This is a genomic window from Streptomyces sp. G7(2002), from assembly GCF_028870195.1.
In the GTDB taxonomy this organism is placed as follows: Bacteria; Actinomycetota; Actinomycetes; order Streptomycetales; family Streptomycetaceae; genus Streptomyces; species Streptomyces nigrescens.
Window position 1 is genome coordinate 7102479 of record NZ_CP102609.1, and the last position, 24286, is coordinate 7126764.

The 24286-nt window shown below is 70.7% G+C and carries 24 protein-coding genes; 18 read left to right on the plus strand and 6 right to left on the minus strand.

The annotated features are described in order from the left end of the window. Positions 1–31 precede the first annotated feature (31 nt). Complete coding sequence (locus tag NUT86_RS30285; RefSeq protein WP_274738463.1) at positions 32–1303, minus strand: MFS transporter; 1272 nt, start codon at positions 1301–1303, stop codon at positions 32–34. A 179-nt stretch (positions 1304–1482) separates the two neighbouring features. Here NUT86_RS30285 and NUT86_RS30290 point away from each other — a divergent pair, with 179 nt between their 5' ends. Both NUT86_RS30290 and NUT86_RS30295 read left to right on the plus strand, forming a co-directional pair. Further along, positions 1483–2637, plus strand: coding sequence for a ferrochelatase (locus NUT86_RS30290; protein ID WP_274738465.1), 1155 nt, complete (start codon positions 1483–1485; stop codon positions 2635–2637). A gap of 45 nt (positions 2638–2682) precedes the next feature. Further along, positions 2683–3528, plus strand: coding sequence for an inositol monophosphatase family protein (locus NUT86_RS30295; RefSeq protein ID WP_274738466.1), 846 nt, complete (start codon positions 2683–2685; stop codon positions 3526–3528). Between the two features lie 81 nt (positions 3529–3609). On the opposite strand, the gene NUT86_RS30300 is transcribed toward NUT86_RS30295, so the two are convergent. Beyond that, the gene (locus tag NUT86_RS30300) at positions 3610–3786 is read right to left on the minus strand and encodes a hypothetical protein (protein ID WP_018093452.1); all 177 of its coding nucleotides are present in this window, start codon (positions 3784–3786) and stop codon (positions 3610–3612) included. 321 nt (positions 3787–4107) lie between these two features. Here NUT86_RS30300 and NUT86_RS30305 point away from each other — a divergent pair, with 321 nt between their 5' ends. The 4 genes from NUT86_RS30305 to NUT86_RS30320 all read left to right on the plus strand — a co-directional run bounded on the left by NUT86_RS30305 (position 4108) and on the right by NUT86_RS30320 (position 7735). Then, entirely contained in the window at positions 4108–4761 is a 654-nt protein-coding gene (locus NUT86_RS30305) for a response regulator transcription factor (RefSeq protein WP_006602630.1), read from the plus strand. 4 nt (positions 4762–4765) lie between these two features. After that, on the plus strand, positions 4766–6028 hold the full coding sequence (locus NUT86_RS30310; RefSeq protein WP_159485748.1) for a sensor histidine kinase: 1263 nt from the start codon (positions 4766–4768) through the stop codon (positions 6026–6028). A gap of 526 nt (positions 6029–6554) precedes the next feature. Beyond that, positions 6555–6857, plus strand: coding sequence for a DUF4193 domain-containing protein (locus NUT86_RS30315; protein WP_003982531.1), 303 nt, complete (start codon positions 6555–6557; stop codon positions 6855–6857). 101 nt (positions 6858–6958) lie between these two features. Then, a complete protein-coding gene (locus NUT86_RS30320; protein ID WP_159485746.1) occupies positions 6959–7735 on the plus strand; it encodes a hypothetical protein in 777 nt (258 codons plus the stop codon). A gap of 22 nt (positions 7736–7757) precedes the next feature. Here NUT86_RS30320 and NUT86_RS30325 read toward each other — a convergent pair whose 3' ends face one another. Beyond that, on the minus strand, positions 7758–8201 hold the full coding sequence (locus tag NUT86_RS30325) for a DUF3093 domain-containing protein (RefSeq protein ID WP_018093567.1): 444 nt from the start codon (positions 8199–8201) through the stop codon (positions 7758–7760). 58 nt (positions 8202–8259) lie between these two features. Here NUT86_RS30325 and NUT86_RS30330 point away from each other — a divergent pair, with 58 nt between their 5' ends. From NUT86_RS30330 to NUT86_RS30365, 8 genes are all read left to right on the plus strand, one after another. Then, complete coding sequence (locus tag NUT86_RS30330) at positions 8260–8853, plus strand: PaaI family thioesterase (protein ID WP_093647650.1); 594 nt, start codon at positions 8260–8262, stop codon at positions 8851–8853. After that, positions 8850–9371, plus strand: coding sequence for a dUTP diphosphatase (gene dut, locus NUT86_RS30335; protein ID WP_037743753.1), 522 nt, complete (start codon positions 8850–8852; stop codon positions 9369–9371). The genes NUT86_RS30330 and dut overlap by 4 nt, the downstream gene beginning before the upstream one ends. A 1-nt stretch (position 9372) precedes the next feature. After that, positions 9373–10140, plus strand: a complete 768-nt coding sequence (locus NUT86_RS30340) for a DUF3710 domain-containing protein (protein ID WP_026170354.1) — start codon at positions 9373–9375, stop codon at positions 10138–10140. 326 nt (positions 10141–10466) lie between these two features. Beyond that, entirely contained in the window at positions 10467–10556 is a 90-nt protein-coding gene (gene kdpF / locus NUT86_RS30345; protein ID WP_016575741.1) for a K(+)-transporting ATPase subunit F, read from the plus strand. A gap of 7 nt (positions 10557–10563) precedes the next feature. After that, positions 10564–12240: a potassium-transporting ATPase subunit KdpA gene (kdpA, locus tag NUT86_RS30350; RefSeq protein ID WP_266445923.1), complete on the plus strand. Its 1677-nt coding sequence runs from the start codon at positions 10564–10566 to the stop codon at positions 12238–12240. A gap of 32 nt (positions 12241–12272) precedes the next feature. After that, the gene (gene kdpB, locus NUT86_RS30355) at positions 12273–14372 is read left to right on the plus strand and encodes a potassium-transporting ATPase subunit KdpB (RefSeq protein ID WP_148591363.1); all 2100 of its coding nucleotides are present in this window, start codon (positions 12273–12275) and stop codon (positions 14370–14372) included. Then, positions 14369–15046, plus strand: a complete 678-nt coding sequence (gene kdpC / locus NUT86_RS30360) for a potassium-transporting ATPase subunit KdpC (protein ID WP_274738467.1) — start codon at positions 14369–14371, stop codon at positions 15044–15046. The genes kdpB and kdpC overlap by 4 nt, the downstream gene beginning before the upstream one ends. Positions 15047–15695: 649 nt before the next feature. Next, complete coding sequence (locus NUT86_RS30365) at positions 15696–16385, plus strand: ABC transporter ATP-binding protein (protein WP_202444229.1); 690 nt, start codon at positions 15696–15698, stop codon at positions 16383–16385. Positions 16386–16547: 162 nt separating this feature from the next. Here NUT86_RS30365 and NUT86_RS30370 read toward each other — a convergent pair whose 3' ends face one another. Further along, a complete protein-coding gene (locus NUT86_RS30370; RefSeq protein WP_229838617.1) occupies positions 16548–17111 on the minus strand; it encodes a GNAT family N-acetyltransferase in 564 nt (187 codons plus the stop codon). A 946-nt stretch (positions 17112–18057) separates the two neighbouring features. Here NUT86_RS30370 and NUT86_RS30375 point away from each other — a divergent pair. From NUT86_RS30375 to NUT86_RS30390, 4 genes are all read left to right on the plus strand, one after another. After that, positions 18058–20610 (plus strand): sensor histidine kinase, encoded by a 2553-nt coding sequence (locus tag NUT86_RS30375; protein WP_018093577.1) that lies wholly within the window; start codon positions 18058–18060, stop codon positions 20608–20610. A 79-nt stretch (positions 20611–20689) separates the two neighbouring features. After that, positions 20690–21373 (plus strand): response regulator, encoded by a 684-nt coding sequence (locus tag NUT86_RS30380; RefSeq protein WP_018093578.1) that lies wholly within the window; start codon positions 20690–20692, stop codon positions 21371–21373. Between the two features lie 90 nt (positions 21374–21463). Next, on the plus strand, positions 21464–21862 hold the full coding sequence (locus tag NUT86_RS30385; protein ID WP_018093579.1) for an OB-fold nucleic acid binding domain-containing protein: 399 nt from the start codon (positions 21464–21466) through the stop codon (positions 21860–21862). A gap of 3 nt (positions 21863–21865) precedes the next feature. Next, positions 21866–22750: a DUF3159 domain-containing protein gene (locus NUT86_RS30390; RefSeq protein ID WP_266445914.1), complete on the plus strand. Its 885-nt coding sequence runs from the start codon at positions 21866–21868 to the stop codon at positions 22748–22750. A 126-nt stretch (positions 22751–22876) separates the two neighbouring features. Here NUT86_RS30390 and NUT86_RS30395 read toward each other — a convergent pair whose 3' ends face one another. Both NUT86_RS30395 and NUT86_RS30400 read right to left on the minus strand, forming a co-directional pair. Continuing rightward, positions 22877–23548, minus strand: a complete 672-nt coding sequence (locus tag NUT86_RS30395) for a potassium channel family protein (protein WP_026170356.1) — start codon at positions 23546–23548, stop codon at positions 22877–22879. Next, on the minus strand, positions 23545–24213 hold the full coding sequence (locus tag NUT86_RS30400) for a potassium channel family protein (RefSeq protein WP_018093582.1): 669 nt from the start codon (positions 24211–24213) through the stop codon (positions 23545–23547). The genes NUT86_RS30395 and NUT86_RS30400 overlap by 4 nt, the downstream gene beginning before the upstream one ends. Positions 24214–24286: the final 73 nt, after the last annotated feature.

Sequence of the window (24286 nt, forward strand, 5' to 3'; positions counted from 1 at the left end):
CCTGTGTGCCCCGAGCTCCGCAGGACCGGCCCTACGCCCCCACGCTCTCCTCGCCCTGCCGCTCCGGGTCGCCCTGGCCGGGCAGCCCGCCGGCCGCGGCCGGGCCCGCCACCGGAGCGGTGGGCTGCGGACGGAGCCTGCGGTAGCCGGCGAACGCCACCAGCGCGGCGAGGAGTCCGGCCGCTCCCGGCACGAGATAGCCGCGGGCGGCCCCCGCGGCGTCCACCACCCAGCCGGCCGCCGACGACCCGAGCGCGACGCCCACCGCCAGGCCGGTGCTGGTCCAGGTCATGCCCTCGGTCAGCTGCGACCGCGGGACATGCTCCTCGATCAGCGCCATCGTGGTCACCATCGTCGGGGCGACGGACAGCCCCGCGACGAACAGCGCAACGGCCAGCAGCGGCAGCGAACCCACCAGCTGCAGCGGCACCATGCTCACCGCCATCACACAGACCCCCACCACCCACCGCCGGGACGCATGCCCCTTGAGGTGCAGCAGCCCGAAGACGGCACCGGCCAGACACGAGCCGAGCGCATAGACCGCCAGCACCAGGCTGGCAGCTGCCTTGTGCCCGACCTCCTCGGCGAACGCCACGGTCACCACATCGATCGCCCCGAAGATCGCGCCGGTCGCCACGAACGTCACCACCAGCACCTGCAGCCCCCGTGAGCCCAGCGCCGACCCCTTGGCGTGCTGCTCCCGCGGATGCGGCACCGGCTCCGTCGCACGCTGCGCCGTCAGCCAGAAGACCCCGACGGCCAGAAAAACGGCGGCCAGCAGCGGACCGGCTTCCGGGAACCACGCGGTGGACAGGCCGATGGACAGGATCGGCCCGAAGATGAAGCACATCTCGTCGACGATCGACTCCCACGAATACGCGGTGTGCAGCTCGCGCGGGGAGCCCCGGTAGATCTCCGCCCAGCGCGCCCGGATCATCGAGCCGACGCTCGGCACACACCCCACACAGGCCGCGAAGACGAACAGGGTCCAGTCCGGCCAGCGCTGCTGCGCACTCAGCAGCAGACCGGCGACCGCGGAGATCGACACCAGGGTGGCCGGACGCAGCACCCGGCTCTGGCCGTGCCGGTCCACCAGCCGGGAGATCTGCGGGCCGAGGACCGCGGCCGACAGCGCGAGCGTCGCGGACAGCGCGCCCGCCAGGCCGTAGCGGCCGGTCAGCTGGGAGATCATCGTGACGATGCCGATGCCCATCATCGACAGGGGCATCCGGCCCAGGAGCCCGGCGGTGGAGAACGACTTGGTGCCGGGGCGGCCGAATATGGCGCGGTAGGGACTGGGCAACGGGGAGGCTCCGCCGGTGAGGACCGAAGATCGGTAAGGGATGTCTGTGGCCGATACAGCTTACGGGTGGTGGGCCGCCGGCCGCCTCCGGATTCCCGGCGACGCCTCCGTGCCCGTCGGCCCGGTCCGCGCCGGGCCCTGGCCGCCGCCCCCAGGGGAAGGGTGGCAGGATCGATGGCATGCCCGAACAGCGCGATCCCAGCCCCTATGACGCCCTGCTGCTGCTGTCGTTCGGCGGCCCCGAAGGCCCCGACGACGTCGTCCCGTTCCTGGAGAACGTGACCCGCGGCCGCGGCATCCCCCGTGAGCGCCTCAAGGAGGTGGGGCAGCACTACTTCCTGTTCGGCGGCGTCAGCCCCATCAACGCACAGAACCGGGAACTGCTGGACGCGCTGCGCAGCGACTTCGCCGAGAACGGCCTGGACCTGCCCGTCTACTGGGGCAACCGCAACTGGGCGCCCTACCTGACCGACACCCTGCGCACCATGGTGCGCGACGGCCACCGCCGGATCGCCGTCCTGGCGACCAGCGCCTACGCCTCGTACTCGGGCTGCCGGCAGTACCGCGAGAACCTCGCCGACGCGCTCGCCACCCTGCAGTCCGAGGGCCTGCCGGTGCCGGAGGTCGACAAACTGCGGCACTACTTCAACCACCCCGGTTTCGTCCGCCCCATGGTCGACGGGGTGCTGGCGTCCCTCGCCGAACTGCCCCAGGACGTGCGGGACGGCGCCCATCTCGCCTTCACCACGCACTCCATCCCCACGGCCGCCGCCGACACCTCCGGCACACCCGGCGACCACACCCGGGGCGGCGAGGGCGGCGCCTATGTCGCCCAGCACCTGGACGTGGCACGGACGATCGCGGACGCCGTCCGTGCGGAGACCGGTGTGGACCACCCCTGGCGGCTCGTCTACCAGTCCCGCAGCGGCGCCCCGCACATCCCCTGGCTGGAGCCGGACATCTGCGACCACCTGGAAGAGCAGCACACCGCGGGCGTCCCGGCCGTCGTCATGGCCCCCATCGGGTTCGTCTCCGACCACATGGAGGTCAAGTACGACCTCGACACCGAGGCCACCGCCAAGGCCGCCGAACTGGGACTGCCGGTCGCCCGGTCGGCCACCGTGGGCGCCGACCCCCGGTTCGCCGCGGCCGTCCGCGACCTCCTCCTGGAACGCGCCGCCACCGAACGGGGCGGCACCCCGGAGCGCTGCGCCCTGGGCGCCCTCGCCGCGAGCCACGACCTGTGTCCGGTCGGCTGCTGCCCCGCGCGCGCACCGCGCCCGGCCGCGGCCGGTGCCGACTGGCGGGGCCCGGTCGCCGAGGCCCCCGCGTAAGCCCGTACGCCCGCCCGACCACCGCTCGCCCGAGCAAGGAGCATCGTGCCCGATCCGCTGTACCCCGACGCCCCGCAGACCGACCCGGCGCAGACCGAAGCGCTGTACGACGAACTTCTCGAACTGGCCCTGGAGGCCGCCCGCCGCGCGGGGACCCTGCTGCGCGACGGCCGGCCCGCCGACCTCGGTGTGGCCGCCACCAAGTCCAGCCCCATCGACGTCGTCACCGAGATGGACATCGCCTCCGAGAAGCTGATCACCGGCTTCATCGGGGAGCGCCGCCCCGACGACGGCTTCCTGGGGGAGGAGGGCGCCAGCACCGACGGCACCAGCGGTATCCGCTGGGTCATCGACCCCGTCGACGGCACCGTCAACTACCTCTACGGGCTGCCGTCCTGGTCGGTGTCCATCGCGGCGGAGAAGGACGGCGAGGTGGTCGTCGGGGTCGTCGCCGCCCCGATGCGCGGGGAGACCTACCACGCCGTCCTGGGTCGTGGCGCGTTCAACAACGGCGAGCGCATCCGGCACCGGCCCGCCCCGCCGCTCTCCCAGGCGCTGCTCGGCACCGGTTTCTCCTACCTCGCCGAGCGCCGGGCCGCACAGGCCGAGGTGCTGCGCACGCTGCTGCCGCAGGTCCGCGACATCCGGCGCGGCGGCTCGGCCGCGATCGACCTGTGCGATGTGGCCTGCGGCCGGCTCGACGCCTACTACGAGCGTGGCCTGAACCCCTGGGACATGGCGGCCGGCGCCCTGATCGCCCGCGAGGCCGGTGCGCTCACCGGCGGCCGCCCCGGCCGCGCGGTCTCCCTGGAGCTGACCCTCGCCGCCTCCCCGGACCTCTTCGCGCAGCTCCAGCCGCTTCTGGACGAGCTCGGCGCCTGGCACGACTGACCGGACCCCCGTCCGGGCACGACAGCGCCCCGGCACCATCCCCTGGATGCCGGGGCGCTGTCGTCGTGCGCAGTGGAGCGGTCAGGCGTTGCTGACCGCTCCATAACGCACGCCGTGCTCGGTCGCCAGTCGCTGCAGGTCCTCGAGCTCCGCCTGCTCGACCTCGGCGAGGAAGTCATCGCCCGCAGCGCGGGCCCGGTCCAGATCGGCTTCGGTGTTCTGTATGCGCTGCAAAATGCCTGCGGTGAACGCGTCCATGTGCGCCCCCTCGTCGTGGGTCGGTGGGCACGGGGGTGTGCCGACGGGTGGGTCGATCACGGCGTGGTCCCTGCGATGGATCAGTCCATGGCAAGTAGCCGGAGAAACAGGGCGTGATCGCGGGTGTGCAGTCGTCCTCCCCATCCGCCACCTCAGGGAAACCTCAACCCGCCCGGGAATCCTGCCCGTCGGGCCCTCGGCCCCGCCCTCCACCCACCCCGCACCCCTCTTACCGCCGGTTTATGGCTCTTGGGGGCAGGATGGAAGAGCTTTCAGACATGTTTTTGCTGCCCGCAAGGGCCCTGAGGAAGGACTAGCGACGTGCGTGTTCTCGTCGTCGAGGACGAGCAGCTGCTCGCCGATGCGGTGGCCACCGGACTACGCCGGGAGGCCATGGCGGTCGACGTGGTCTACGACGGCGCTGCCGCTCTGGAACGGATCGCGGTCAACGACTACGACGTCGTGGTGCTCGACCGTGACCTTCCGGTCGTCCACGGTGACGACGTCTGCCGCAAGATCGTCGAGCTGGGGATGCCCACCCGCGTCCTGATGCTCACCGCCTCCGGCGACGTCAGCGACCGCGTCGAGGGCCTGGAGATCGGCGCGGACGACTACCTTCCCAAGCCCTTCGCCTTCACCGAGCTGACCGCCCGGGTGCGCGCCCTGGGGCGCCGTACGACCGTCGCGCTGCCGCCCGTACTGGAGCGGGCCGGCATCAAGCTCGACCCCAATCGCCGTGAGGTCTTCCGCGACGGCAAGGAGGTCCAGCTCGCACCGAAGGAGTTCGCGGTGCTGGAGGTCCTGATGCGCAGCGAGGGCACGGTCGTCTCGGCCGAGCAGCTCCTGGAGAAGGCCTGGGACGAGAACACCGACCCGTTCACCAACGTCGTACGGGTCACGGTCATGACCCTGCGGCGCAAGCTCGGCGAGCCCGCGGTGATCGTCACCGTCCCGGGCTCGGGATACCGGATCTGACGGAATGCCCTCCCTGCCTTCGTTCTCCAAGGCGGCCGGCCCCCCGCCGTCCGCTCCGCCCAAGCCCACGTGGGACCCCCGGCCGGTCAATGTCCGGCCCTTCCCGTGGCTGCGCCCCACGATCCGGATACGGCTGACGCTGCTGTACGGCGGCATGTTCCTGATGGCCGGCATCGTGCTGCTGACGATCATCTACATGCTGGCCGCGGACGCGCTGCACGACGGCAGCGCACTGCCGCTGAAGATCCTCGGCGGCAAGTTCCAGTCGACCAGTGACATCTGTGACCTGCCCACCGAGACGTCCGGGCAGCTGCTCCAGGAAGCCGTCAACAGCTGTCTGCAGCATCAGCGGGCAGTGGCGCTCAACAGCCTCCTCAACCGCTCCCTGCTGGCCCTGCTCGGCCTGACGGTGGTGGCGTTCGCGTTCGGTTATGCGATGGCGGGGCGGGTGTTGTCGCCGTTGGGGCGGATCACGCGGACGGCGCAGCGGGTGGCGGGTTCGGATCTTCATCGGCGGATCGAGCTGGGGGGTCCGGATGATGAGCTGAAGGAGCTGGCGGACACGTTCGATCAGATGCTGGACCGTTTGGACCGGGCTTTTGAGTCGCAGCGGCGGTTCGTGGCGAATGCGTCGCATGAGCTGCGGACGCCGTTGGCGATCAATCGGACGTTGCTGGAGGTGCAGCTGGCGGATCCGGGGGCGTCGCCGGAGCTGGCGCAGCTGGGCAAGACGCTGCTGGCGACCAATGAGCGCAGTGAGCAGCTGGTGGAGGGGCTGTTGTTGCTGGCGCGCAGTGAGAACAAGGTGGTGGACAAGAAGCCGGTCGATCTGTCGGAGGTCGCGGCGCAGGCGGTGGACCAGACGCGGGAGGAGGCGCACGCCAAGGGGGTGGAGCTGCGGGGGGTGCGTCATCAGGTGCTGGTGCAGGGCAACGGTGTGCTGCTGGAGCGGATCGCGTTGAATCTGGTGCAGAACGCGGTGCGCTACAACGTGCCGGAGGAGGGCTGGGTCGAGGTGGTGACCGAGCCGCAGCCGGGGTGTGCGGTGCTGGTGGTCGCCAATACGGGGCCGGTGGTTCCCGCGTACGAGGTGGAGAACCTCTTCGAGCCCTTCCGGCGGCTGCGGACCGAGCGCACCGGCAGCGACAAGGGCGTCGGTCTGGGCCTGTCCATCGTCCGGTCGGTCGTCCGCGCCCACGACGGCACCATCACCGCGCAGCCACGCGAGGGCGGCGGACTCGTCATGAGGGTCGTCCTGCCGCTCTGATGCAGGCCAGAGGGCGGTTGTACGCCCGCTGGAGCCCCTGTGCGCCCCCGTGGGCAGTCGTCGGACATCTGTGCGTACGATCGCTCGTCTCGTGGCCGTACACCGCCTCGCCTCCCGGTTTGACGAGAAGGGGGGTCGGCGTGGATCCTTCGCCGAGTTCGCTTTGCGCGGAATTGAACCGGTCCGCCCGCCGGTCTTTGTGTGTGTGATCCCTCACAGGCGCGAAATTCCGGCCATCTACCCTCTGTGATCAAAATGCCCGCCGGAATGCCGGGGAAGTCCGGGTTTCCGGGGGGTCAGATCACGGGAAGTACAGGTGATGGGCTGCGCGAGGTGCGACATTCGGACCGTGTACGGTCCTGATCGCCATCCAAACCGATCACCTCTTCAGGGGTGCGGTTGGGTGTCGATTGAGTAACAGACCTTGATGTGAGGCAAAATCTCCGCCTCAGGTCGGGCACAAGTCCGGCCTCTCACGCGTTACGAGCGCTGAGACACCGCAGACACCCAGAGGGGGAGAGCGAAAATGGCTACGGATTACGACACCCCACGCAAGACCGACGACGACCTCAACGAGGACAGCATTGAAGAGCTGAAGTCGCGGCGGAACGACAAGTCCGCCTCGGCCGTCGACGTCGACGAGTTCGAGCAGGCCGAGGGCCTGGAGCTGCCAGGCGCCGACCTGTCCAACGAAGAGCTCGCCGTGCGCGTGCTGCCCAAGCAGCAGGACGAGTTCACGTGCATGAGCTGCTTCCTGGTCCACCACCGCAGCCAGCTCGCTGCGGAGGACAAGAACGGGCAGCCGATCTGCCGCGACTGCGCGGCCTGAGACCGGGCTGCGCCGTGGCAGGCGTGAACCCGTTCCGTAAGGGACCCAAGGGCGCCGAAGGCCCGGCGGCCGGCGCACGATCACGCGAGGAAACCGCGCCCGTGCCCGCCGACCCGACCGCCCTCCCCGCGGAGCGGACGACCGGTGCATCACAGGAGCGAGGCCGCACGGCCTCGCTCGCGGCCATGCTCGGCCGCGGTGCCGGAAGAGGCGGCGGCAGGGTGCGGGCGGGGCTCGCCGTGATCGCCGACCGGATCATCGACCTCGCCCCGCGGATCCCGGTCCGCGACCTCGCCACCCTGCGCGCCCAGTTCCCCGGACTGACCCCCGAGGACCTGGCCGACAAGCTCGTCGCGGGCGCCTGCAACGGCACCGCCACCGTCGGAGCGGGCGTCGGCGCGGCAGCGATGCTGCCCGTACCGCCCGCCATGCCGGCCGAGCTGGCCGCCGAGGTCACCGGCGTCGCCTCGGTCGAGATCAAGCTGATCGCCGAGCTCCACGAGGTCTACGGCCTCAGGCCCGCGGGCAACTTCCGGCAGCGGGGGATGGCCTATCTGGCGTCCTGGACGGAGGAGCGGGGCGTCGAGATCACAAAGCCGGCCACGCTGAACTTCGCCCTCGGTATGCAGATGAGGCGTGAACTGCGCCAGCAGATCATGAAGCGCACGCTGCGCAACCTCCCCAACCTCATCCCGTTCATGATCGGCGCCTCCGTCGGCGCGTTCATGAACCGCAGGGACACCCGGAAACTCGCGGACAAGATCCGTAAGGACCTGCGCACGAAGCAGGTCCCCTGGGACGCCCTCCCCGGCTCCGCCCCGGCCGCCCTGACGGACGGCGAGCGGACCGGACAGCCCCCGCCCCCGGCAGGCGGCTGAAGCCGCCTCCGCCGGCCAGCGGTCAGGCGCGTACGGCCGCCAGCGCGGCCACCAGCCGCTCCGGCTCCCGCGTCGAGAGATAGGCGTACGGCGTCGGGTCCTGCGGGTCCGTGATCTCCACCCGCACCGCGGTGCGGATGTAGCTGCGCAGCAGCATGAACGCACGGGCATCGGCCTTGTGCGTACGCCACGCCAGCGCCTCGTCCGCGTCCAGCACCCGTGCCTCGCCCAGCGCCGTCGCCGGGATCTTCGCGTCACCGGCGATCAGCGCGCCGCCCACCACCCGGATCCGTGCCGAGCCGTACGCGCTCACCGCCACCGCGGACAGCGCCGTGCCGCCGATCAGTCCGCCGAGCATCGGGAGTGTCCCCACCGGCAGCAGCATCACGGCACAGGCGACGCCGGCCAGCGCGGCGATCACCCACCAGGACCGGGGCGCGGTGAGACGTTCTTCGTACGACTGCATGGCTCCAGCTTGGCACGGCGGCGCGGGCCCGTTACGCGCGCGGGTAGGGTCTGCACTCGTGAGTGGAACTGACGAACCCAGAGCACGGCTGACGCCACCGGCGGACGCCGTCGCTCCGGTCCGGCATGCCGAGGCGCCGGCACCCGGAGAACTCCTCGGCGCGCACTACGACCGGTGCTTCGGCTGTGGCACGGGCCAGCCCCACGGTCTGCACCTGGAGGCGCGGGCCGGTGACGGTGTGAGCGTGTCCGCCGAGTTCACCGTCAAGGAGGCCCACCAGGGCGCGCCCGGCCTGGCGCACGGCGGCGTGCTGGCCACCGCGCTGGACGAGACGCTCGGCTCGCTGAACTGGCTGCTGCGGGTGATCGCGGTGACCGGCCGGCTGGAGACCGACTTCGTACGGCCGGTGCCCCTGGGCACCGTGCTGCACCTGGACGCGCGGGTCACCGCCGTGCACGGCAGGAAGATCTACTCGACGGCCGTGGGGCGCATAGGCGGCCCGGACGGCCCGGTCGCGGTGCGCGCCGAGGCCGTCTTCATCGAGGTGAAGGTCGACCACTTCATCGACAACGGAAGGACCGAGGAGATCCAGGCGGCGATGGCCGACCCGGACCAGGTCAAACGAGCGCGTGCCTTCGAGGTGAACCCGTGAGTCAGGTACGGAATCCGGTGGATGTGCTGCTGCGCCGGCTGGACCCGGACGTGCCCGTGCCGTCGTACGGGCATCCCGGCGACGCGGGCGTGGATCTGGTGACCACCGAGGCCGCCGAGCTGGCGCCGGGGGAGCGCGCCGTGCTGCCCACCGGGGTGTCGATCGCGCTGCCCGACGGCTACGCGGCATTTGTGCACCCGCGGTCGGGGCTGGCCGCGCGCTGCGGACTGGCGCTGGTGAATGCCCCCGGGACGGTGGATGCCGGGTACCGTGGAGAGATCAAGGTGATCGTGGTCAATCTGGACCCGCGCGACAGTGTGCGGTTCGAACGATTCGACCGGATCGCCCAACTGGTCGTCCAGCAGGTCGAGAAGGTGCGCTTCCACGAGGTGGCGGAACTTCCCGGCTCGGCGCGGGCCGAGGGGGGATTCGGTTCCACCGGCGGTCATGCGGCGGTGGGCGGCTCCACGGGCGGGAATGAATACGCATCGGTCGGTGCCGACCGGGAAGGACAGTGACGTGTTCGGACGTCGCAAGAAGAACGAGGCTCCTGAAGAGTCGGCCAAGGACACCGCGCTCGCCGACGAGCGAGCGGTGGGCGACGCCGACGAGGACGAGGCGGCGCAGCAGCGGCTCAGTCTTCCGCCCGCGCCGCGTCCCGACGGTCCCTGGGACGCGTCGGAGGTCTCCGAGCCCGGCGAGGGCCGGGTGGACCTCGGCGGGCTGTTCGTGCCCGGTGTCGAGGGCATGGAACTCCGGGTGGAGGTCGCCGGTGACGCCATCGTCGCCGCGACCGTGGTGCTGCAGGACAGCGCCGTACAGCTGCAGGCCTTCGCCGCTCCCAAGAACGAGGGCATCTGGGGCGAGGTCCGCGAGGAGATCGCCTCCGGCATCACCCAGCAGGGCGGGGTCATCGACGAGGTCGAGGGCCCGCTGGGCTGGGAGCTGCGCGCCCAGGTACCCGTACAGCTGCCGGACGGCACCAACGGGGTGCAGGTCGTGCGCTTCATCGGTGTCGACGGTCCGCGGTGGTTCCTGCGTGGTGTGATCTCCGGCCAGGGCGCGGTGCAGCCGCAGGCCGCGGGCGTGCTGGAGCACATCTTCCGGGACACCGTGATCATCCGCGGCGATGCCCCGATGGCGCCCCGCGACCCGATCGTCCTGAAGCTGCCGGACGACGCCCAGATGGTGCCGGACGGTGTGCAGCAGGAGCAGGTCGAGCAGTCGCGCTTCGGCGGCGGTGTGGAGCGTCTGGAGCGCGGACCGGAGATCACCGAGATCCGCTGAGCACCTCGCGCCGCGAAGCGGTGCGAACGCGTCCGCATCTCGGCCGGATGCCGACGGTCGTAAGGGCTCGTGCCCCCTTTGAGGGGGCGCGAGCCCTTGTTGTTTGTGCAGGTCAGATCCAGACGCGTATGAAGTCCGTCAACGGAGCGCTAATGGCCGTAAGGGAGGCGTCAACAGCGTTCAAGCCGCGTCGGAAGGACGCTTTGCTTTGGGGGTCCTCATCCCCCATCCATCTAGGAGCACACGATGGCCGACGTGGCCTTCGTCGTCGTCACGATCGCGGTCTTCGCGCTGGTGGCTCTCGTCGCCAAGGGGGTGACGAAGCTGTGACCATCGAGAACATCGTCGGCCTGATCGTTGCCGTCGCCCTGCTGGGATACCTGGTCCTCGCCCTCGTCTTCCCGGAGAGGTTCTGAGCACCGTATGAGCCCCGTTCTCGCAGGTGTGCTCCAGCTGATAGCGCTCACCGCGGCGCTCGCCCTGGCGTACCGCCCCCTCGGCGACTACATGGCCGCCGTCTACAGCTCCCCCAAGCACCTCCGTGCCGAGAAGGTCATCTACCGCTGCATCGGCGCCAATGCGGACGCCCAGATGCGCTGGCCGGCCTATCTGCGCGGCGTCCTGGCGTTCTCCGCGGTGGGCGTGCTCCTCCTCTACCTGCTGCAGCGCCTCCAGGGCGGGATGCCGCTGTCCCTCGGCTTCGCGTCGATCAGCCCGGACCAGGCATTCAACACCGCCGCCTCCTTCGTCGCCAACACCAACTGGCAGTCCTACAGCGGCGAGCAGGCCATGGGCCACGTCGTGCAGACCGCCGGCCTCGCGGTGCAGAACTTCGTCTCCGCCGCCACCGGCATGGCCGTCGCCATCGCCCTGGTCCGCGGCTTCACCCGCTCCCGCACCGGCGATCTCGGCAACTTCTGGGCCGACCTGGTCCGCGGCACCGTACGGGTACTCGTGCCGATCGCCGTCATCAGCGCTGTCGTCCTGGTGGCCTGTGGTGCCATCCAGAACTTCTCCGGCATCCACGAGGTCGGCCAGTTCATGGGCGGCTCCCAACAGACCAACGGCGGTGCGGTCGCCTCCCAGGAGGTCATCAAGGAACTGGGCACCAACGGGGGCGGCTACTTCAACGCCAACTCCGCCCACCCCTTCGAGAACCCCGACGCCTTCACCAACCTCTTCGAGGTCTTCCTGATCCTCGTCATCCCCTTCGCGATGACCCGTACCTTCGGCAAGCTCGTCGGGAACGTGAAGCAGGGCTACGCCGTCCTCGCCACGATGGGCATCATCTGGCTCGGCTTCACGGCGCTGATGCTGTGGACCGAGTTCGCCCACGGCGGCCCGGCCCTGCAGGCCGCGGGCGCCGCCATGGAAGGCAAGGAGACCCGCTTCGGGGTCGGCGGCTCCTCGATCTTCTCGGTGGCCACCACCCTCACCTCCACCGGCGCGGTCGACTCCTTCCACTCCTCGTTCACGGCCTTCGGCGGCGGGATCCAGCTGCTCGGCATGATGCTGGGCGAGATCGCCCCCGGCGGTGTCGGCTCCGGCCTCTACGGCATGCTCGTGATGGCGATCATCGCGGTGTTCATCGCCGGACTGATGGTGGGCCGCACGCCCGAATACCTCGGCAAGAAGATCGGCACCCGCGAGATCAAGCTCGCCGCCTGCTACATCCTCATCACCCCGACGCTGGTCCTCGGCTTCACCGCCGCCTCGATGGTCCTGCCCGACGCGCTGGGCTCGATGCTCAACACCAAGGCGCTGGGCGCCGGTTCGCACGGCTTCTCCGAGGTGCTGTACGCCTTCACCTCCGGCGCCAACAACAACGGCTCCGCGTTCGGCGGCCTCAATGCCAACACCCCCTGGTACAACACCACGATCGGTCTGGCGATGCTGCTCGGCCGCTTCCTGCCGATGGTGTTTGTGCTCGCCCTGGCCGGCTCGCTCGCCGAGCAGAAGCCGATACCGGAGACCGCGGGCACCCTCCGTACCGAAAAGCCGCTCTTCGCCGGGCTGCTCGTCGGCACGATCCTGATCATCACCGGTCTGACCTACTTTCCGGCGCTGGCCCTCGGGCCGCTGGCGGAGGGCCTGTCATGACCGCCCCCGTGAAACCGGAGGAGCCCGGCTCCATGTCCACCGCCACTCCGACCCGCGCTCCCCACCAGGACGTCCCAAGTGGGCACAAGCCCGGCGACGGCCGTGTGGGCGGCGGTCTCTTCGACCCCAAGCAGCTGATCAAGTCCTTCCCGGACGCGCTGCGCAAGCTCGACCCGCGGGTGATGGCCAAGTCCCCCGTGATGTTCGTGGTCGAGGTCGGCTCCGTGCTGACCACGGTCTTCGCCTGCACCTCCCCGTCGGACTGGTTCGGCTGGGCGATCGCCGTCTGGCTGTGGCTGACCGTCATCTTCGCCAACCTGGCGGAGGCGGTCGCCGAGGGCCGCGGCAAGGCGCAGGCCGACACCCTGCGCAAGGCCAAGACCGACACGGTGGCGCGCCGAGTGAGCGGCGGCAGCGAGGAACAGGTACCCGGCACCGAGCTGCGGATCGGTGACCTGGTCGTGTGTGAGGCCGGTGACATCATCCCCGGTGACGGTGATGTCGTCGAAGGCGTCGCGTCCGTCGACGAGTCCGCGATCACGGGCGAATCGGCCCCGGTCATCCGCGAGTCCGGCGGTGACCGCTCCGCGGTGACGGGCGGCACGAAGGTGCTCTCCGATCGCATCGTCATCAAGATCACGACGAAGCCCGGCGAGACCTTCATCGACCGGATGATCAACCTCGTCGAGGGCGCCGCACGGCAGAAGACCCCCAACGAGATCGCGCTGAACATCCTGCTCGCGTCGCTCACCATCGTCTTCCTTCTGGCGGTCGTCACCCTCCAGCCGTTCGCGATCTACGCGGGCGCCGAACAGCCCATGATCGTGCTGCTCGCCCTGCTGGTCTGTCTGATCCCGACGACCATCGGCGCGCTGCTCTCGGCCATCGGCATCGCCGGCATGGACCGGCTGGTGCAGCGCAACGTCCTGGCCATGTCCGGCCGCGCCGTCGAAGCCGCAGGCGATGTATCGACATTGCTGCTCGACAAGACCGGCACCATCACCCTCGGCAACCGCCAGGCCGCCGAGTTCGTCCCCGTACGCGGCACCACCGAGGCCGAGGTCGCGGACGCCGCCCAGCTGTCCTCACTGGCCGACGAGACCCCCGAGGGCCGCTCCATCGTCGTCCTCGCCAAGGAGAAGTACGGTCTCCGTGAGCGCCATCAGGGCGAGCTGACGGACGCCGAGTGGGTGCCGTTCACCGCCCAGACCCGGATGTCGGGTGTGGACGTCGACGGGCGCAAGGTCCGCAAGGGCGCGTCCGGTTCGGTCCTTGCCTGGGTCAAGGAGCGCGGCGGCACGGTCGCCGAGGACGCCCAGCAGCTCACCGACGCGATCTCACAGGCCGGCGGCACCCCGCTGCTGGTCGCCCTGGAGGACGAGAGCGGCCCCCGCGTCCTGGGAGTCATCCACCTCAAGGACGTCGTCAAGGACGGGATGCGCGAACGCTTCGTCGAGCTGCGCAAGATGGGCATCAAGACCGTCATGATCACGGGCGACAACCCGCTGACGGCGAAGGCCATCGCCGACGAGGCGGGCGTGGACGACTTCCTCGCGGAGGCCACGCCCGAGGACAAGATGGCGCTCATCAAGCGCGAGCAGGCCGGCGGCAAGCTGGTCGCGATGACCGGCGACGGCACCAACGACGCCCCCGCGCTGGCGCAGGCGGACGTCGGGGTGGCCATGAACACCGGCACCTCGGCCGCCAAGGAGGCCGGGAACATGGTGGACCTGGACTCCAACCCGACCAAGCTCATCGAGATCGTCGAGATCGGCAAGCAACTGCTGATCACCCGGGGCGCGCTGACGACCTTCTCCATCGCCAACGACGTCGCGAAGTACTTCGCGATCATCCCGGCGATGTTCGCGGTGGCCTATCCGGGCCTGGACACCCTCAACATCATGCGGCTGTCCAGCCCCAACTCCGCGATCCTCTCGGCGATCATCTTCAACGCGCTGATCATCGTCGCCCTGGTACCGCTCGCCCTCAAGGGCGTGCAGTACCGCCCCGTCAGCGCCGACAAGATGCTGCGACGCAACCTGGCGGTCTACGGACTCGGCGGCCTGATCGCCCCCTTCATCGGCATCAAACTCATCGACCTGCTGCTCTCTCTCCTCCCCGGAATCGGGTGACCGCCGTGAACAACTCCGTACGCAACACCGCCCGGTTGATCGGGGCGGGCCTGCGCGCCCTGCTCGTACTGACCGTGGTCTGCGGCGTCCTCTACCCGCTGGTGGTCACCGGAGTGGCGCAGGCGGCGTTCCCCCATAAGGCCAACGGTTCCGAGGTGAGCCACCAGGGCAAGGTCGTCGGCTCCTCGCTGATCGGCCAGCGCTACGACAAGGGCAAGGACAAGGACGGCGATCCGGTCCCCGACCTGAGGTACTTCCAGCCGCGCCCCTCGGCGGGACTGGGCAGCAACAAGGCCAACGGCGTCAACACCCAGTACGACCTCCAGGTCTCCGGCGCCTCCAACCTGGGCGCCACCAACACCGACCTCATCAAGGCGGTGAAGGAGCGCAGGCAATGGGTCTCCGTCACGTACGGAGTCCCCGAGTCGAAGGTCCCGGCGGACGCCGTCACCTCCTCCGGCTCCGGCCTCGACCCGGACATCTCCCCGGCCTACGCCCAACTGCAGGCGGCCACGGTCGCCCGGCGGAACCACCTCCCCGCCGGCACGGTGGACAAGCTGGTCAAGGAACACACCGACGGACGCACCCTCGGCTTCCTGGGGGAGCCGCGGGTGAACGTCCTGGAGCTGAACATCGCACTGAAGGAGCTGGTGCGGAGCGAAGGCAAGAGCTGAGCGCGGGTGACGGAGCGCGGGCGCGGCTGAGCCGGCCGGTGCGGGGCGGCGGTGCCGCACCGGATGGCCGCGTTGCCGCTGCGGGGTGCGAAGGGGCGGCCCTGGGGAGATTTTCCGGGGCCGCTCCGTCTTTTTTGTGAGGGGTGCGTCGGCTAACAGCCGTTGTGCGCAGGGTGATTGGCGAGGTCTCTCTCAACCTCTTCGTCCGCTGGGTGGCCCCTTGACCCACGCGGAGAACCCGGGCTGATCCGGGGCTGATGCGGAGCTGATCCGGACCGGTCCGGGGCGTGAGGCGAAGCTGGTCCGAGAGTTATCCACAGGCGTTGCCCGCCGAAGCGCGCGGTACGCATACTGACGCCACCGGCAGGCAAACCGCGGTCCGCGACAGAGGCGGTCAAGGTGTAGGCAGGCGGGGGCAGTTGGCGCCGCAGGGGCTGTTCCGAGAGCGGTGGCTGGGCCGGTGCGGGGGAAGTGGTGCGTGAACGGAGTGGGGGAGCAGACCATGAATGGCGGGGGAAGCGCGTCGGGCGAGAGCCGACGCAGGAGCGGGGCTCGGAACGAGGCACACGAGGCACACAAGGTGCACGAGGCGCCTGGGGAGGGGGCGAGGGCGGGAGTGGCGGTCGCCGGTCCGCCGACGGCCGGTCCGATGGTCGTCGTCGAGGACTTGCACCGCAGCTACGGCAGCGATGCCGGTGCCGTACACGCCCTGCGTGGGGTGTCCTGCAGCGTCCCGAGGGGCGAACTTGTCGCCCTGCGCGGCCGTTCCGGATCAGGCAAGACGACCCTTCTCAACCTCATCGGCGGCCTGGACACCCCCGACTCCGGACGGATCACCGTCGGCGGGACACCGCTGGCCGACCTCGGCGAGAGCGGGCTGCTGGAGATGCGCCGTGACCGCATAGGGTTCGTCTTCCAGTCGTTCGGGCTGATACCGATACTCAGCGCCGCGGAGAACGTCGGGGTGCCGCTGCGGCTGCGCAAGGTCCCACCGCGCGAGCGTGAGGACCGCGTTGCGCTCCTGCTGTCCTTGGTGGGCCTGTCCGACCATGCCGAGCAGCGGCCCGGCGAACTCTCCGGCGGTCAGCAGCAGCGTGTGGCCATCGCCCGTGCACTCGCCAACCGACCTGCCCTGCTCATAGCCGACGAGCCGACCGGGCAACTGGACGCTGAGACCGGCATGGAGGTGATGGACCTGCTGCGCGCCGTCGTCCGCAGCGAGGGCGTCACGGCCCTGGTGGCGACCCACGACGCAAACCTCCTGGGCCTGGCCGACCGCGTCCTGGAGTTGAGCGATGGCGTGATCACGGAGGCGGGTGCGGGGCCGGGGGTGGGGTGAGGAGGGGGGTGGGGTGGGGAGGGGAGGGCTCCCAGGGGCATCCCACGCCGAGCGGGGACGGTGGGCCCCGCCCGGCCCCGGGGGCATCCCCGTTCAACCCGCCCAACCCGCCGGACCCGATGACCCACCCGCCCCACCCACCCCACCCGCCCCTCCCGGGTGTCACCAGACGTCGCCGTCGCGCCAGTCGCAGGTGAGGTCGGTGTCGAGGTCGAGCGGGGTGGCCGCGGTCGGCAGGACGTAGATGCAGCCGTCCTCGTCGGCGGTGCGCTGGATGCCGTCCGGGGTGAGTGCCCAGGAGCGGCCGCGCCACTGCTGCCAGCCACGGGCCGCGTAGAAGGTCGCGGCCTCGTCGGCGGCGCCGAGCGCGCCGAGGTCGTAGCCGCTGCGCACCACCCGCTCCAGGGCGTCCATCAGGGCCGCGCCATGGCCGCGGCCGCGCCGGTCCGCGCGTACGCCGACGCCCTCCACATATCCGCAGCGCAGGGCCCGGCCGTCGTGCAGCAGGCGTCGTTGGACGACGGACGCATGGCCGATCAGTTCGCCGTCCTCGTGGATCAGGGCGTGCAGCCCGCCGAGTGAGTGTTCCCAGTCCTCCGCGGTCATGTCGTCGAAGACGTCGTAGAGGAGGGTGCGGGCCGCCTTGAGGGTGGCGGCGTCCAGGTCGGCGGTGTGGGCGATGCGTACGTCGGTCATGCGGGGCGTCGTCAGATGTGCCTCGGTCATGTGGGGCATCGTTGCAGGCGGCCGGTGGCCGGGCGACGGCATATTTCCGGCCACGGTCCACACCTTCCTCGGGGGGTATTCGGCGTCAGGGAAGCGTCAGAGAAGGCGTCTTGGGCTGGTGTGCCTCCGCACCGGCCGGTGTCATGGGGGCATGACCGGGCGATCTGCGCCGCCGGGGCAGCCGCCGACGGCGGCGCGTGGTGTGCGCCGCCCGGGTCCGGCCCGTCAGCCGGACGCGCGGCGGGCGTCGCGTACCTCTTCGCGCGGCGCCCGCCTGCATCTGCCCGTACGGGGCGCGCCCCGGCCGAATCGGCCTCCGGGTCGGCCGTTCCCCCTCATCCCTGGGCGACTCCCCCTGACGCGCCGCCCCCAACCCGATTGCCGCCACTCGACGCGTCATCCCACGCACCCGACGGCGGCCACCCGGCGCACCACCTCACGCACCCCGATGGCGGCCACCTGACGCGCTGAGTCACCATCCCGCTCGCCGCCACCCGATGCGTCGGCCCACGGACCCGTCCGCGTTCACCCGACGTGCCACCCGCTCGCCGCCACCCGATGCGCCGGCCCACGGACCCGTCCGCGTTCACTCGACGTGCCACCCGCTCGCCGCCACCCGATGCGCCGGCCCACGGACCCGTCCGCGTTCACCCGACGTGCCACCCCGCTCGCCGCCACCCGATGCGCCGCCCCACTCGCCCCACTCGCCCCACGCACCCGACCGCGCCCCCCGACGCACCACCCACCCGAAACTCCACCCACCCCGCTCCCCCAAAGCCCCCACCCGCCACGCCCCCAGGCCTCACCCATCCCCCACCCCCGTATCAGAGTCGCGTCAAGACCGAACCCGAAGTAGCCAACTGCACCTTTTGTCCCCTTGTTCGGTCGGTAGGGTCGCAGCAGGTTCAGCCCGGTGGGGGCGGCCTTCACGTAAGACAATGGGGCCATGGCACGCGGCAAGCTACGGATATATCTCGGCGCGGCACCGGGCGTCGGCAAGACGTACGCGATGCTGTCCGAGGCGCACCGGCGCGTGGAGCGGGGGACGGATGTCGTCGTGGCGTTCGTCGAGCACCATGGCAGGCCCCGTACGGAGGTCATGCTGCACGGGCTGGAGCAGATCCAGCGCCGGGAGCTGGAGTACCGCGGCACGGTTTTCACCGAGATGGACGTGGATGCGGTCCTGGAACGCGGGCCGGCCGTGGCGCTGGTCGACGAGCTGGCGCACACCAACGTCCCGGGTTCGCGCAACGGCAAGCGCTGGCAGGACATCGAGGAGCTGCTGGAAGCGGGGATCGATGTGATCTCGACCGTCAACATCCAGCACCTGGAGTCACTCGGGGACGTCGTCGAGTCCATAACGGGTGTCCGGCAGCGGGAGACCGTGCCGGATGAGATCGTCCGGCGGGCCGATCAGATCGAGCTTGTCGATATGTCGCCCCAGGCGATCCGCCGCCGGATGGCGCACGGCAACATCTACCAGCCCGACAAGGTGGACGCCGCCCTGTCCAACTACTTCCGGCCGGGCAACCTCACGGCGCTGCGCGAGCTGGCGCTGCTGTGGGTCGCCGACCGGGTGGACGAGTATCTGCAGGAGTACCGCGCGGAGCATTCCATCCGCTCCACCTGGCAGGCGAGGGAGCGCATCGTCGTCGGACTGACCGGCGGGCCGGAGGGGCGCACGCTGATCCGCCGCGCGGCCCGGATGGCGGCCAAGGGCTCGGGCAGCGAGGTGCTCGCCGTCTACATAGCGCGCAGCGACGGGCTGACCTCGGCCTCGCCCAAGGAACTCGCCGTCCAGCGCACCCTGGTGGAGGATCTCGGCGGGACGTTCCATCACGTCATCGGCGACGACATACCGAGCGCGCTGCTGGAGTTCGCGCGGGGGGTCAACGCCACCCAGATCGTGCTGGGCTCCAGTCGCCGCAAGGCCTGGCAGTACATCTTCGGGCCGGGGGTGGGCGCGACGGTCGCCCGCGAGTCCGGGCCCGATCTCGATGTGCACATCGTCACCCACGACGAGGTCGCCAAGGGCCGGGGACTGCCGGTGGCGCGCGGTGCGCGGCTGGGGCGGACCCGGATCATCGCCGGCTGGCTCGTCGGCGTCGTCGGACCCGTCCTGCTCTCGCTGCTGCTGACCAGCATGGCGAACGGACCCGGCCTGGCCAACGACGTCCTGCTCTTCCTCTTCCTGACGGTGGTCGCCGCGCTGCTCGGCGGGCAGCTGCCGGCGCTGGCGTCGGCCGCGGTCGGCTCGCTGCTGCTGAACTTCTACTTCACCCCGCCCACCCACACCCTCACGGTCAGCGACCCCCAGAACCTCGTCGCCATCGTGATCTTCTTCGCGGTGGCCGTCTCGGTCGCCTCCGTGGTGGATCTCGCGGCCCGCCGCACCCACCAGGCCGCCAGGCTGCGCGCCGAGTCGGAGATCCTCTCCTTCCTGGCGGGCAGTGTGCTGCGCGGTGAGACGACCCTGGACGCCCTGCTGGAGCGGGTACGCGAGACCTTCGGGATGGAGACGGTGGCGCTGCTGGAGCGGGCCGGCGATGTCGAGCCGTGGACCTGTGCGGGCCGGGCCGGTACGGACCACGGCAAGCCGCTGCTGCGCCCCGAGGACGCCGATGTCGACATGCCCGTGGGTGACCACATGGCGCTGGCGCTGACCGGCCGGGTGCTGCCCGCCGAGGATCGCCGGGTGCTGGCCGCGTTCGCCGCCCAGGCCGCCGTCGTCCTGGACCGGCAGCGGCTGGTGGGCGAGGCGGAGCGGGCCCGGGAGCTGGCCGAGGGCAACCGCATCAGGACCGCGTTGCTGGCCGCCGTCAGCCATGACCTGCGGACCCCGCTGGCGAGCATCAAGGCCTCCGTCACCTCCTTGCGCTCCGACGACGTCGCCTGGTCCCAGGAGGACGAGGCGGAGCTGCTGGCCGGCATCGAGGCGGGCGCCGACCGGCTGGACCATCTCGTCGGCAATCTTCTGGACATGTCCCGGCTGCAGACCGGCACGGTCACCCCGCTGATCAGGGAGATCGACCTCGACGAGGTGGTGCCGATGGCGCTCGGCGGCGTCCCGGAGGGCAGTGTCACCCTCGACATCCCCGAGGAGCTGCCGATCGTCGCCGTCGATCCGGGGCTGCTGGAACGCGCGGTCGCCAATCTCGTCGAGAACGCCGTGAAGTACAGCCCGGACGGTGCGGTGGTGCTGGTCTCGGCCAGTGCGCTCGGTGACCGGGTGGAGCTGCGCATCGCCGACCGTGGCCCCGGTGTGCCGGACAGTGCCAAGGACCGGATCTTCGAGCCCTTCCAGCGCTACGGTGACGCTCCGCGCGGTGCCGGGGTGGGCCTGGGACTGGCCGTGGCGCGCGGTTTCGCGGAGGCGATGGGCGGCACGCTCGCCGCCGAGGACACCCCGGGAGGCGGGATGACCATGGTCCTGACCCTCCGGGCCGCGCCCGGCCGTCCACCGGCCAGGCCCGATCTTCCCGCCCAGGCCACCACATGAGCCGGGCCGCACGGATCCCCCTCATCCCACGCCCGGCGGGCCCGGCCCGCCGGGAGACGACACCACGAGGAGAACGCCAGTGAACCGGGTGCTTGTGGTCGATGACGAGCCGCAGATCGTGCGCGCCCTCGTGATCAACCTGAAGGCGCGCAAGTACGAGGTCGACGCCGCCCCCGACGGGGCCACCGCCCTCAAACTCGCCGCCGCCCGCCACCCCGATGTCATCGTCCTTGACCTCGGTCTGCCCGATATGGACGGGGTCGAGGTGATCAAGGGGCTGCGGGGCTGGACGAGGGTGCCGATCCTGGTGCTCTCCGCCCGGCAGACCTCCGACGAGAAGGTGGAGGCGCTGGACGCCGGCGCGGACGACTACGTCACCAAGCCGTTCGGCATGGACGAGCTGCTGGCCCGGCTGCGGGCGGCGGTGCGCCGGGCCGAGCCGACCGGGCCGGCCGAGGACGAGGTGATCGTGGAGACGGAAGGTTTCTCCGTCGATCTCGCCGCGAAGAAGGTCAACCGCGGCGGCCGGGACATCCGGCTGACCCCCACCGAGTGGCATCTGCTGGAGGTCCTGGTCCGCAACGCGGGCCGGCTGGTCAGCCAGAAGCAGCTGCTCCAGGAGGTCTGGGGGCCCTCGTACGGCACCGAGACCAACTATCTGCGGGTGTACATGGCCCAGCTCCGCCGCAAGCTGGAGAGCGATCCCTCGCATCCGAAGCACTTCATCACGGAGCCGGGGATGGGCTACCGGTTCGAGCAGTAGCGCCCGGCGCCGGCCGCGGCTTTGTGCGGTGGGGACGAACTCCGTGTGCGGGCCGTGATCCCGGGACCCGGCCACCGGTACGCTGGGGCCATGAGTGCTGGGACCCGATCCGAGAAGCCGGCCGGACGCTTCCGCCGGCTGCTCGACAGGCTGTCCTCCTCCGAGGAGGAGTTGCAGTCCGCCGAGCTGCAACAGGATGCGCAGGACGCGGGATGCACCCGTATCTGCGACTGTGACGACCGGCAGATAGTGAAGGTCACCGGCACTCTGCGGCATGTCACGCTGCGGCCACGCGCCGGTGTGCCCGCGCTCGAGGCGGAGCTGTTCGACGGCACCGCCGCGCTCGACGTGGTGTGGCTCGGACGCCGCTCCATCGTCGGGATAGAGCCGGGCCGCAAGCTCATCGCCTCGGGCCGGGTCTCGTTGAGCCACGGACGCCGGGTGCTCTTCAATCCGAAGTACGAACTCCGACCGCTCGGACAGGAGTAGCCGGTGACGTCTTACGACCGACCGACGACTGACGCGCAGGCCGATCACGACGCCTCCGCAGGCCCCCCACCCGCCTCGCCCGACCAGGGCGCCGACGGAGCCCCCGACGGCAGGCAGGTGACCGAGGCGGCGCTGTTCGAGGCGTTCGGCGGGGTACGCGGCATGGTGGAGACCGTCGTCCCCGGCCTGTTGTTCGTCACGATCTTCACGATCAACAAGGACCTGCACCTCTCGGCGATCGCCGCGCTGGCCGTCTCGCTGGTGCTGGCGGCCGCCCGCCTGATCCGCAAGGACACCGTCAAGCACGCCTTCAGCGGCGTCTTCGGGGTGGCCTTCGGCGTGGTCTTCGCGATGATGACCGGCAACGCCAAGGACTTCTACCTGCCGGGCATGCTCTACACCCTCGGGCTGGCCTTCGCCTACATCCTCACCACGCTCGCCGGCGTCCCGCTGATCGGGCTGATCCTGGGACCGGTGTTCAAGGAGAACCTCTCCTGGCGCACCCGTAACCCGGGCCGGAAGAAGGCCTACGCGAAGGCCAGCTGGGCCTGGGGGCTGATCCTGCTCGCCAAGTGCGCGATCCTCTTCCCGCTGTACTGGTGGGCGGACACCACCCAGCTCGGCTGGGTGCTGATCGCGCTGAAGATCCCGCCGTTCCTGCTGGCGGTCTATCTCACCTGGGTCTTCCTGGCGAAGGCGCCGGCGCCGATCGATGTCTTCGCGGAGATGGAGGCGAAGGAGAAGGCCGAGCAGGAGGCCGAGGAGCGGCGCCGTGGCGAGCGCGAGACGCTCGACCGGGCCGCCGTCGACCTGCCACCGGATCTGACGGCCGGGAGCGCCGCGGAGGCCGCCACGGAGCGTCCGCGCGGACCGCGCCACCGCCGCTGACGGCAGGCACCCACACGAACGCCGGGGCCCGGGAACCGCTTGGTTCCTGGGCCCCGGCGTCGTTGCCACCGGTGGGTGCGCCCCCGCGCCGGCCGTCCGCCGCGCGCCGGGGCGCCGCCGCCGTCGCTACGCGTCCTCGCGCCGCATCGACAGCAGATCCTCCAGCTGCTCCTCGCGCGACTGCGCCGCCACGAACAGCAGCTCGTCGCCGGCCTCCAGCGCGTCCTCCTTGTTGGGCGTGAGCACCCGCGTACCGCGGATGATCGTGACCAGGGAGGTGTCCTCGGGCCACTCGACATCGCCGACCCGGGTACCGGCCAGCGCGGCCTCCGGGGGCAGCGTCAGCTCGACGAGGTTGGCGTCACCGTGGCTGAAGCGCAGCAGCCGTACGAGATCGCCGACGCTCACCGCCTCCTCGACCAGGGCCGACATCAGACGCGGTGTGGAGACCGCGACATCGACGCCCCAGGACTCGTTGAACAGCCACTCGTTCTTCGGGTTGTTGACCCGAGCGACCACCCGCGGCACGCCGTACTCGGTCTTGGCGAGCAGCGACACGACGAGGTTGACCTTGTCGTCGCCGGTCGCCGCGATGACGACGTTGCAGCGCTGCAGCGCCGCCTCGTCGAGCGAGGTGATCTCACAGGCGTCGGCCAGCAGCCACTCCGCCAGCGGCACCCGCTCGACCGAGATGGCGGTCGGCGCCTTGTCGATGAGCAGGATCTCGTGCCCGTTTTCCAGGAGCTCCCCGGCGATGGAACGGCCCACCGCGCCGGCGCCCGCGATTGCGACCCTCATGCGTGCGCCCCCTCAGGACCCGTGGCGAATGCCGCTTCGACCTTCTCGACCTCGTCGGTGCGCATCATCACGTGCACCAGGTCGCCTTCCTGCAGCACCGTCTGTGAGGTCGGCAGCATCGCCTCGCCCAGTCGGGTGAGGAAGGCGACGCGGACGCCGGTCTCCTCCTGCAGGGTGCTGATCTTGTGCCCCACCCAGGAGGCGGCGGTGTGCACCTCGGCGAGCTGGACGCCGCCGCTCGGGTCGCGCCACAGCGGCTCGGCGCCCGACGGCAGCAGCCGGCGCAGCATCTGGTCGGCCGTCCAGCGGACGGTGGCGACGGTGGGGATGCCCAGGCGCTGGTAGACCTCGGCGCGGCGAGGGTCGTAAATACGGGCCGCGACATTCTCGACACCGAACATCTCGCGGGCCACCCGGGCGGCGATGATGTTCGAGTTGTCACCACTGGAGACGGCCGCGAAGGCACCCGCCTCCTCGATACCGGCCTCGCGCAGGGTGTCCTGGTCGAAGCCGACGCCGGTCACCCGGCGGCCGCCGAAGGACGAGCCCAGGCGGCGGAACGCGGTCGGGTCCTGGTCGACCACCGCGATGGTGTGACCCTGGCTCTCCAGGGTCTGCGCGAGCGCGGAGCCCACCCGCCCGCACCCCATGATGACGATGTGCATGCTGATTACCCCGTGCCCTGTACTAGCGCGCTGACCTGCACAAACACCCTGCTCACTACCTTCTTCTCCCAGT

What these genes read in the sequence shown, in the direction of transcription:
- NUT86_RS30290 (WP_274738465.1), top strand. Translation starts at nt 1,483, where the DNA reads ATGCCCGAACAGCGCGATCCCAGCCCCTATGACGCCCTGCTGCTGCTG.
- NUT86_RS30300 (WP_018093452.1), bottom strand. Translation starts at nt 3,786, where the DNA reads ATGGACGCGTTCACCGCAGGCATTTTGCAGCGCATACAGAACACCGAA.
- NUT86_RS30310 (WP_159485748.1), top strand. Translation starts at nt 4,766, where the DNA reads ATGCCCTCCCTGCCTTCGTTCTCCAAGGCGGCCGGCCCCCCGCCGTCC.
- NUT86_RS30315 (WP_003982531.1), top strand. Translation starts at nt 6,555, where the DNA reads ATGGCTACGGATTACGACACCCCACGCAAGACCGACGACGACCTCAAC.
- NUT86_RS30325 (WP_018093567.1), bottom strand. Translation starts at nt 8,201, where the DNA reads ATGCAGTCGTACGAAGAACGTCTCACCGCGCCCCGGTCCTGGTGGGTG.
- kdpA (WP_266445923.1), top strand. Translation starts at nt 10,564, where the DNA reads ATGAGCCCCGTTCTCGCAGGTGTGCTCCAGCTGATAGCGCTCACCGCG.
- kdpB (WP_148591363.1), top strand. Translation starts at nt 12,273, where the DNA reads ATGTCCACCGCCACTCCGACCCGCGCTCCCCACCAGGACGTCCCAAGT.
- NUT86_RS30365 (WP_202444229.1), top strand. Translation starts at nt 15,696, where the DNA reads ATGGTCGTCGTCGAGGACTTGCACCGCAGCTACGGCAGCGATGCCGGT.
- NUT86_RS30370 (WP_229838617.1), bottom strand. Translation starts at nt 17,111, where the DNA reads ATGACCGAGGCACATCTGACGACGCCCCGCATGACCGACGTACGCATC.
- NUT86_RS30375 (WP_018093577.1), top strand. Translation starts at nt 18,058, where the DNA reads ATGGCACGCGGCAAGCTACGGATATATCTCGGCGCGGCACCGGGCGTC.
- NUT86_RS30385 (WP_018093579.1), top strand. Translation starts at nt 21,464, where the DNA reads ATGAGTGCTGGGACCCGATCCGAGAAGCCGGCCGGACGCTTCCGCCGG.
- NUT86_RS30395 (WP_026170356.1), bottom strand. Translation starts at nt 23,548, where the DNA reads ATGAGGGTCGCAATCGCGGGCGCCGGCGCGGTGGGCCGTTCCATCGCC.
- NUT86_RS30400 (WP_018093582.1), bottom strand. Translation starts at nt 24,213, where the DNA reads ATGCACATCGTCATCATGGGGTGCGGGCGGGTGGGCTCCGCGCTCGCG.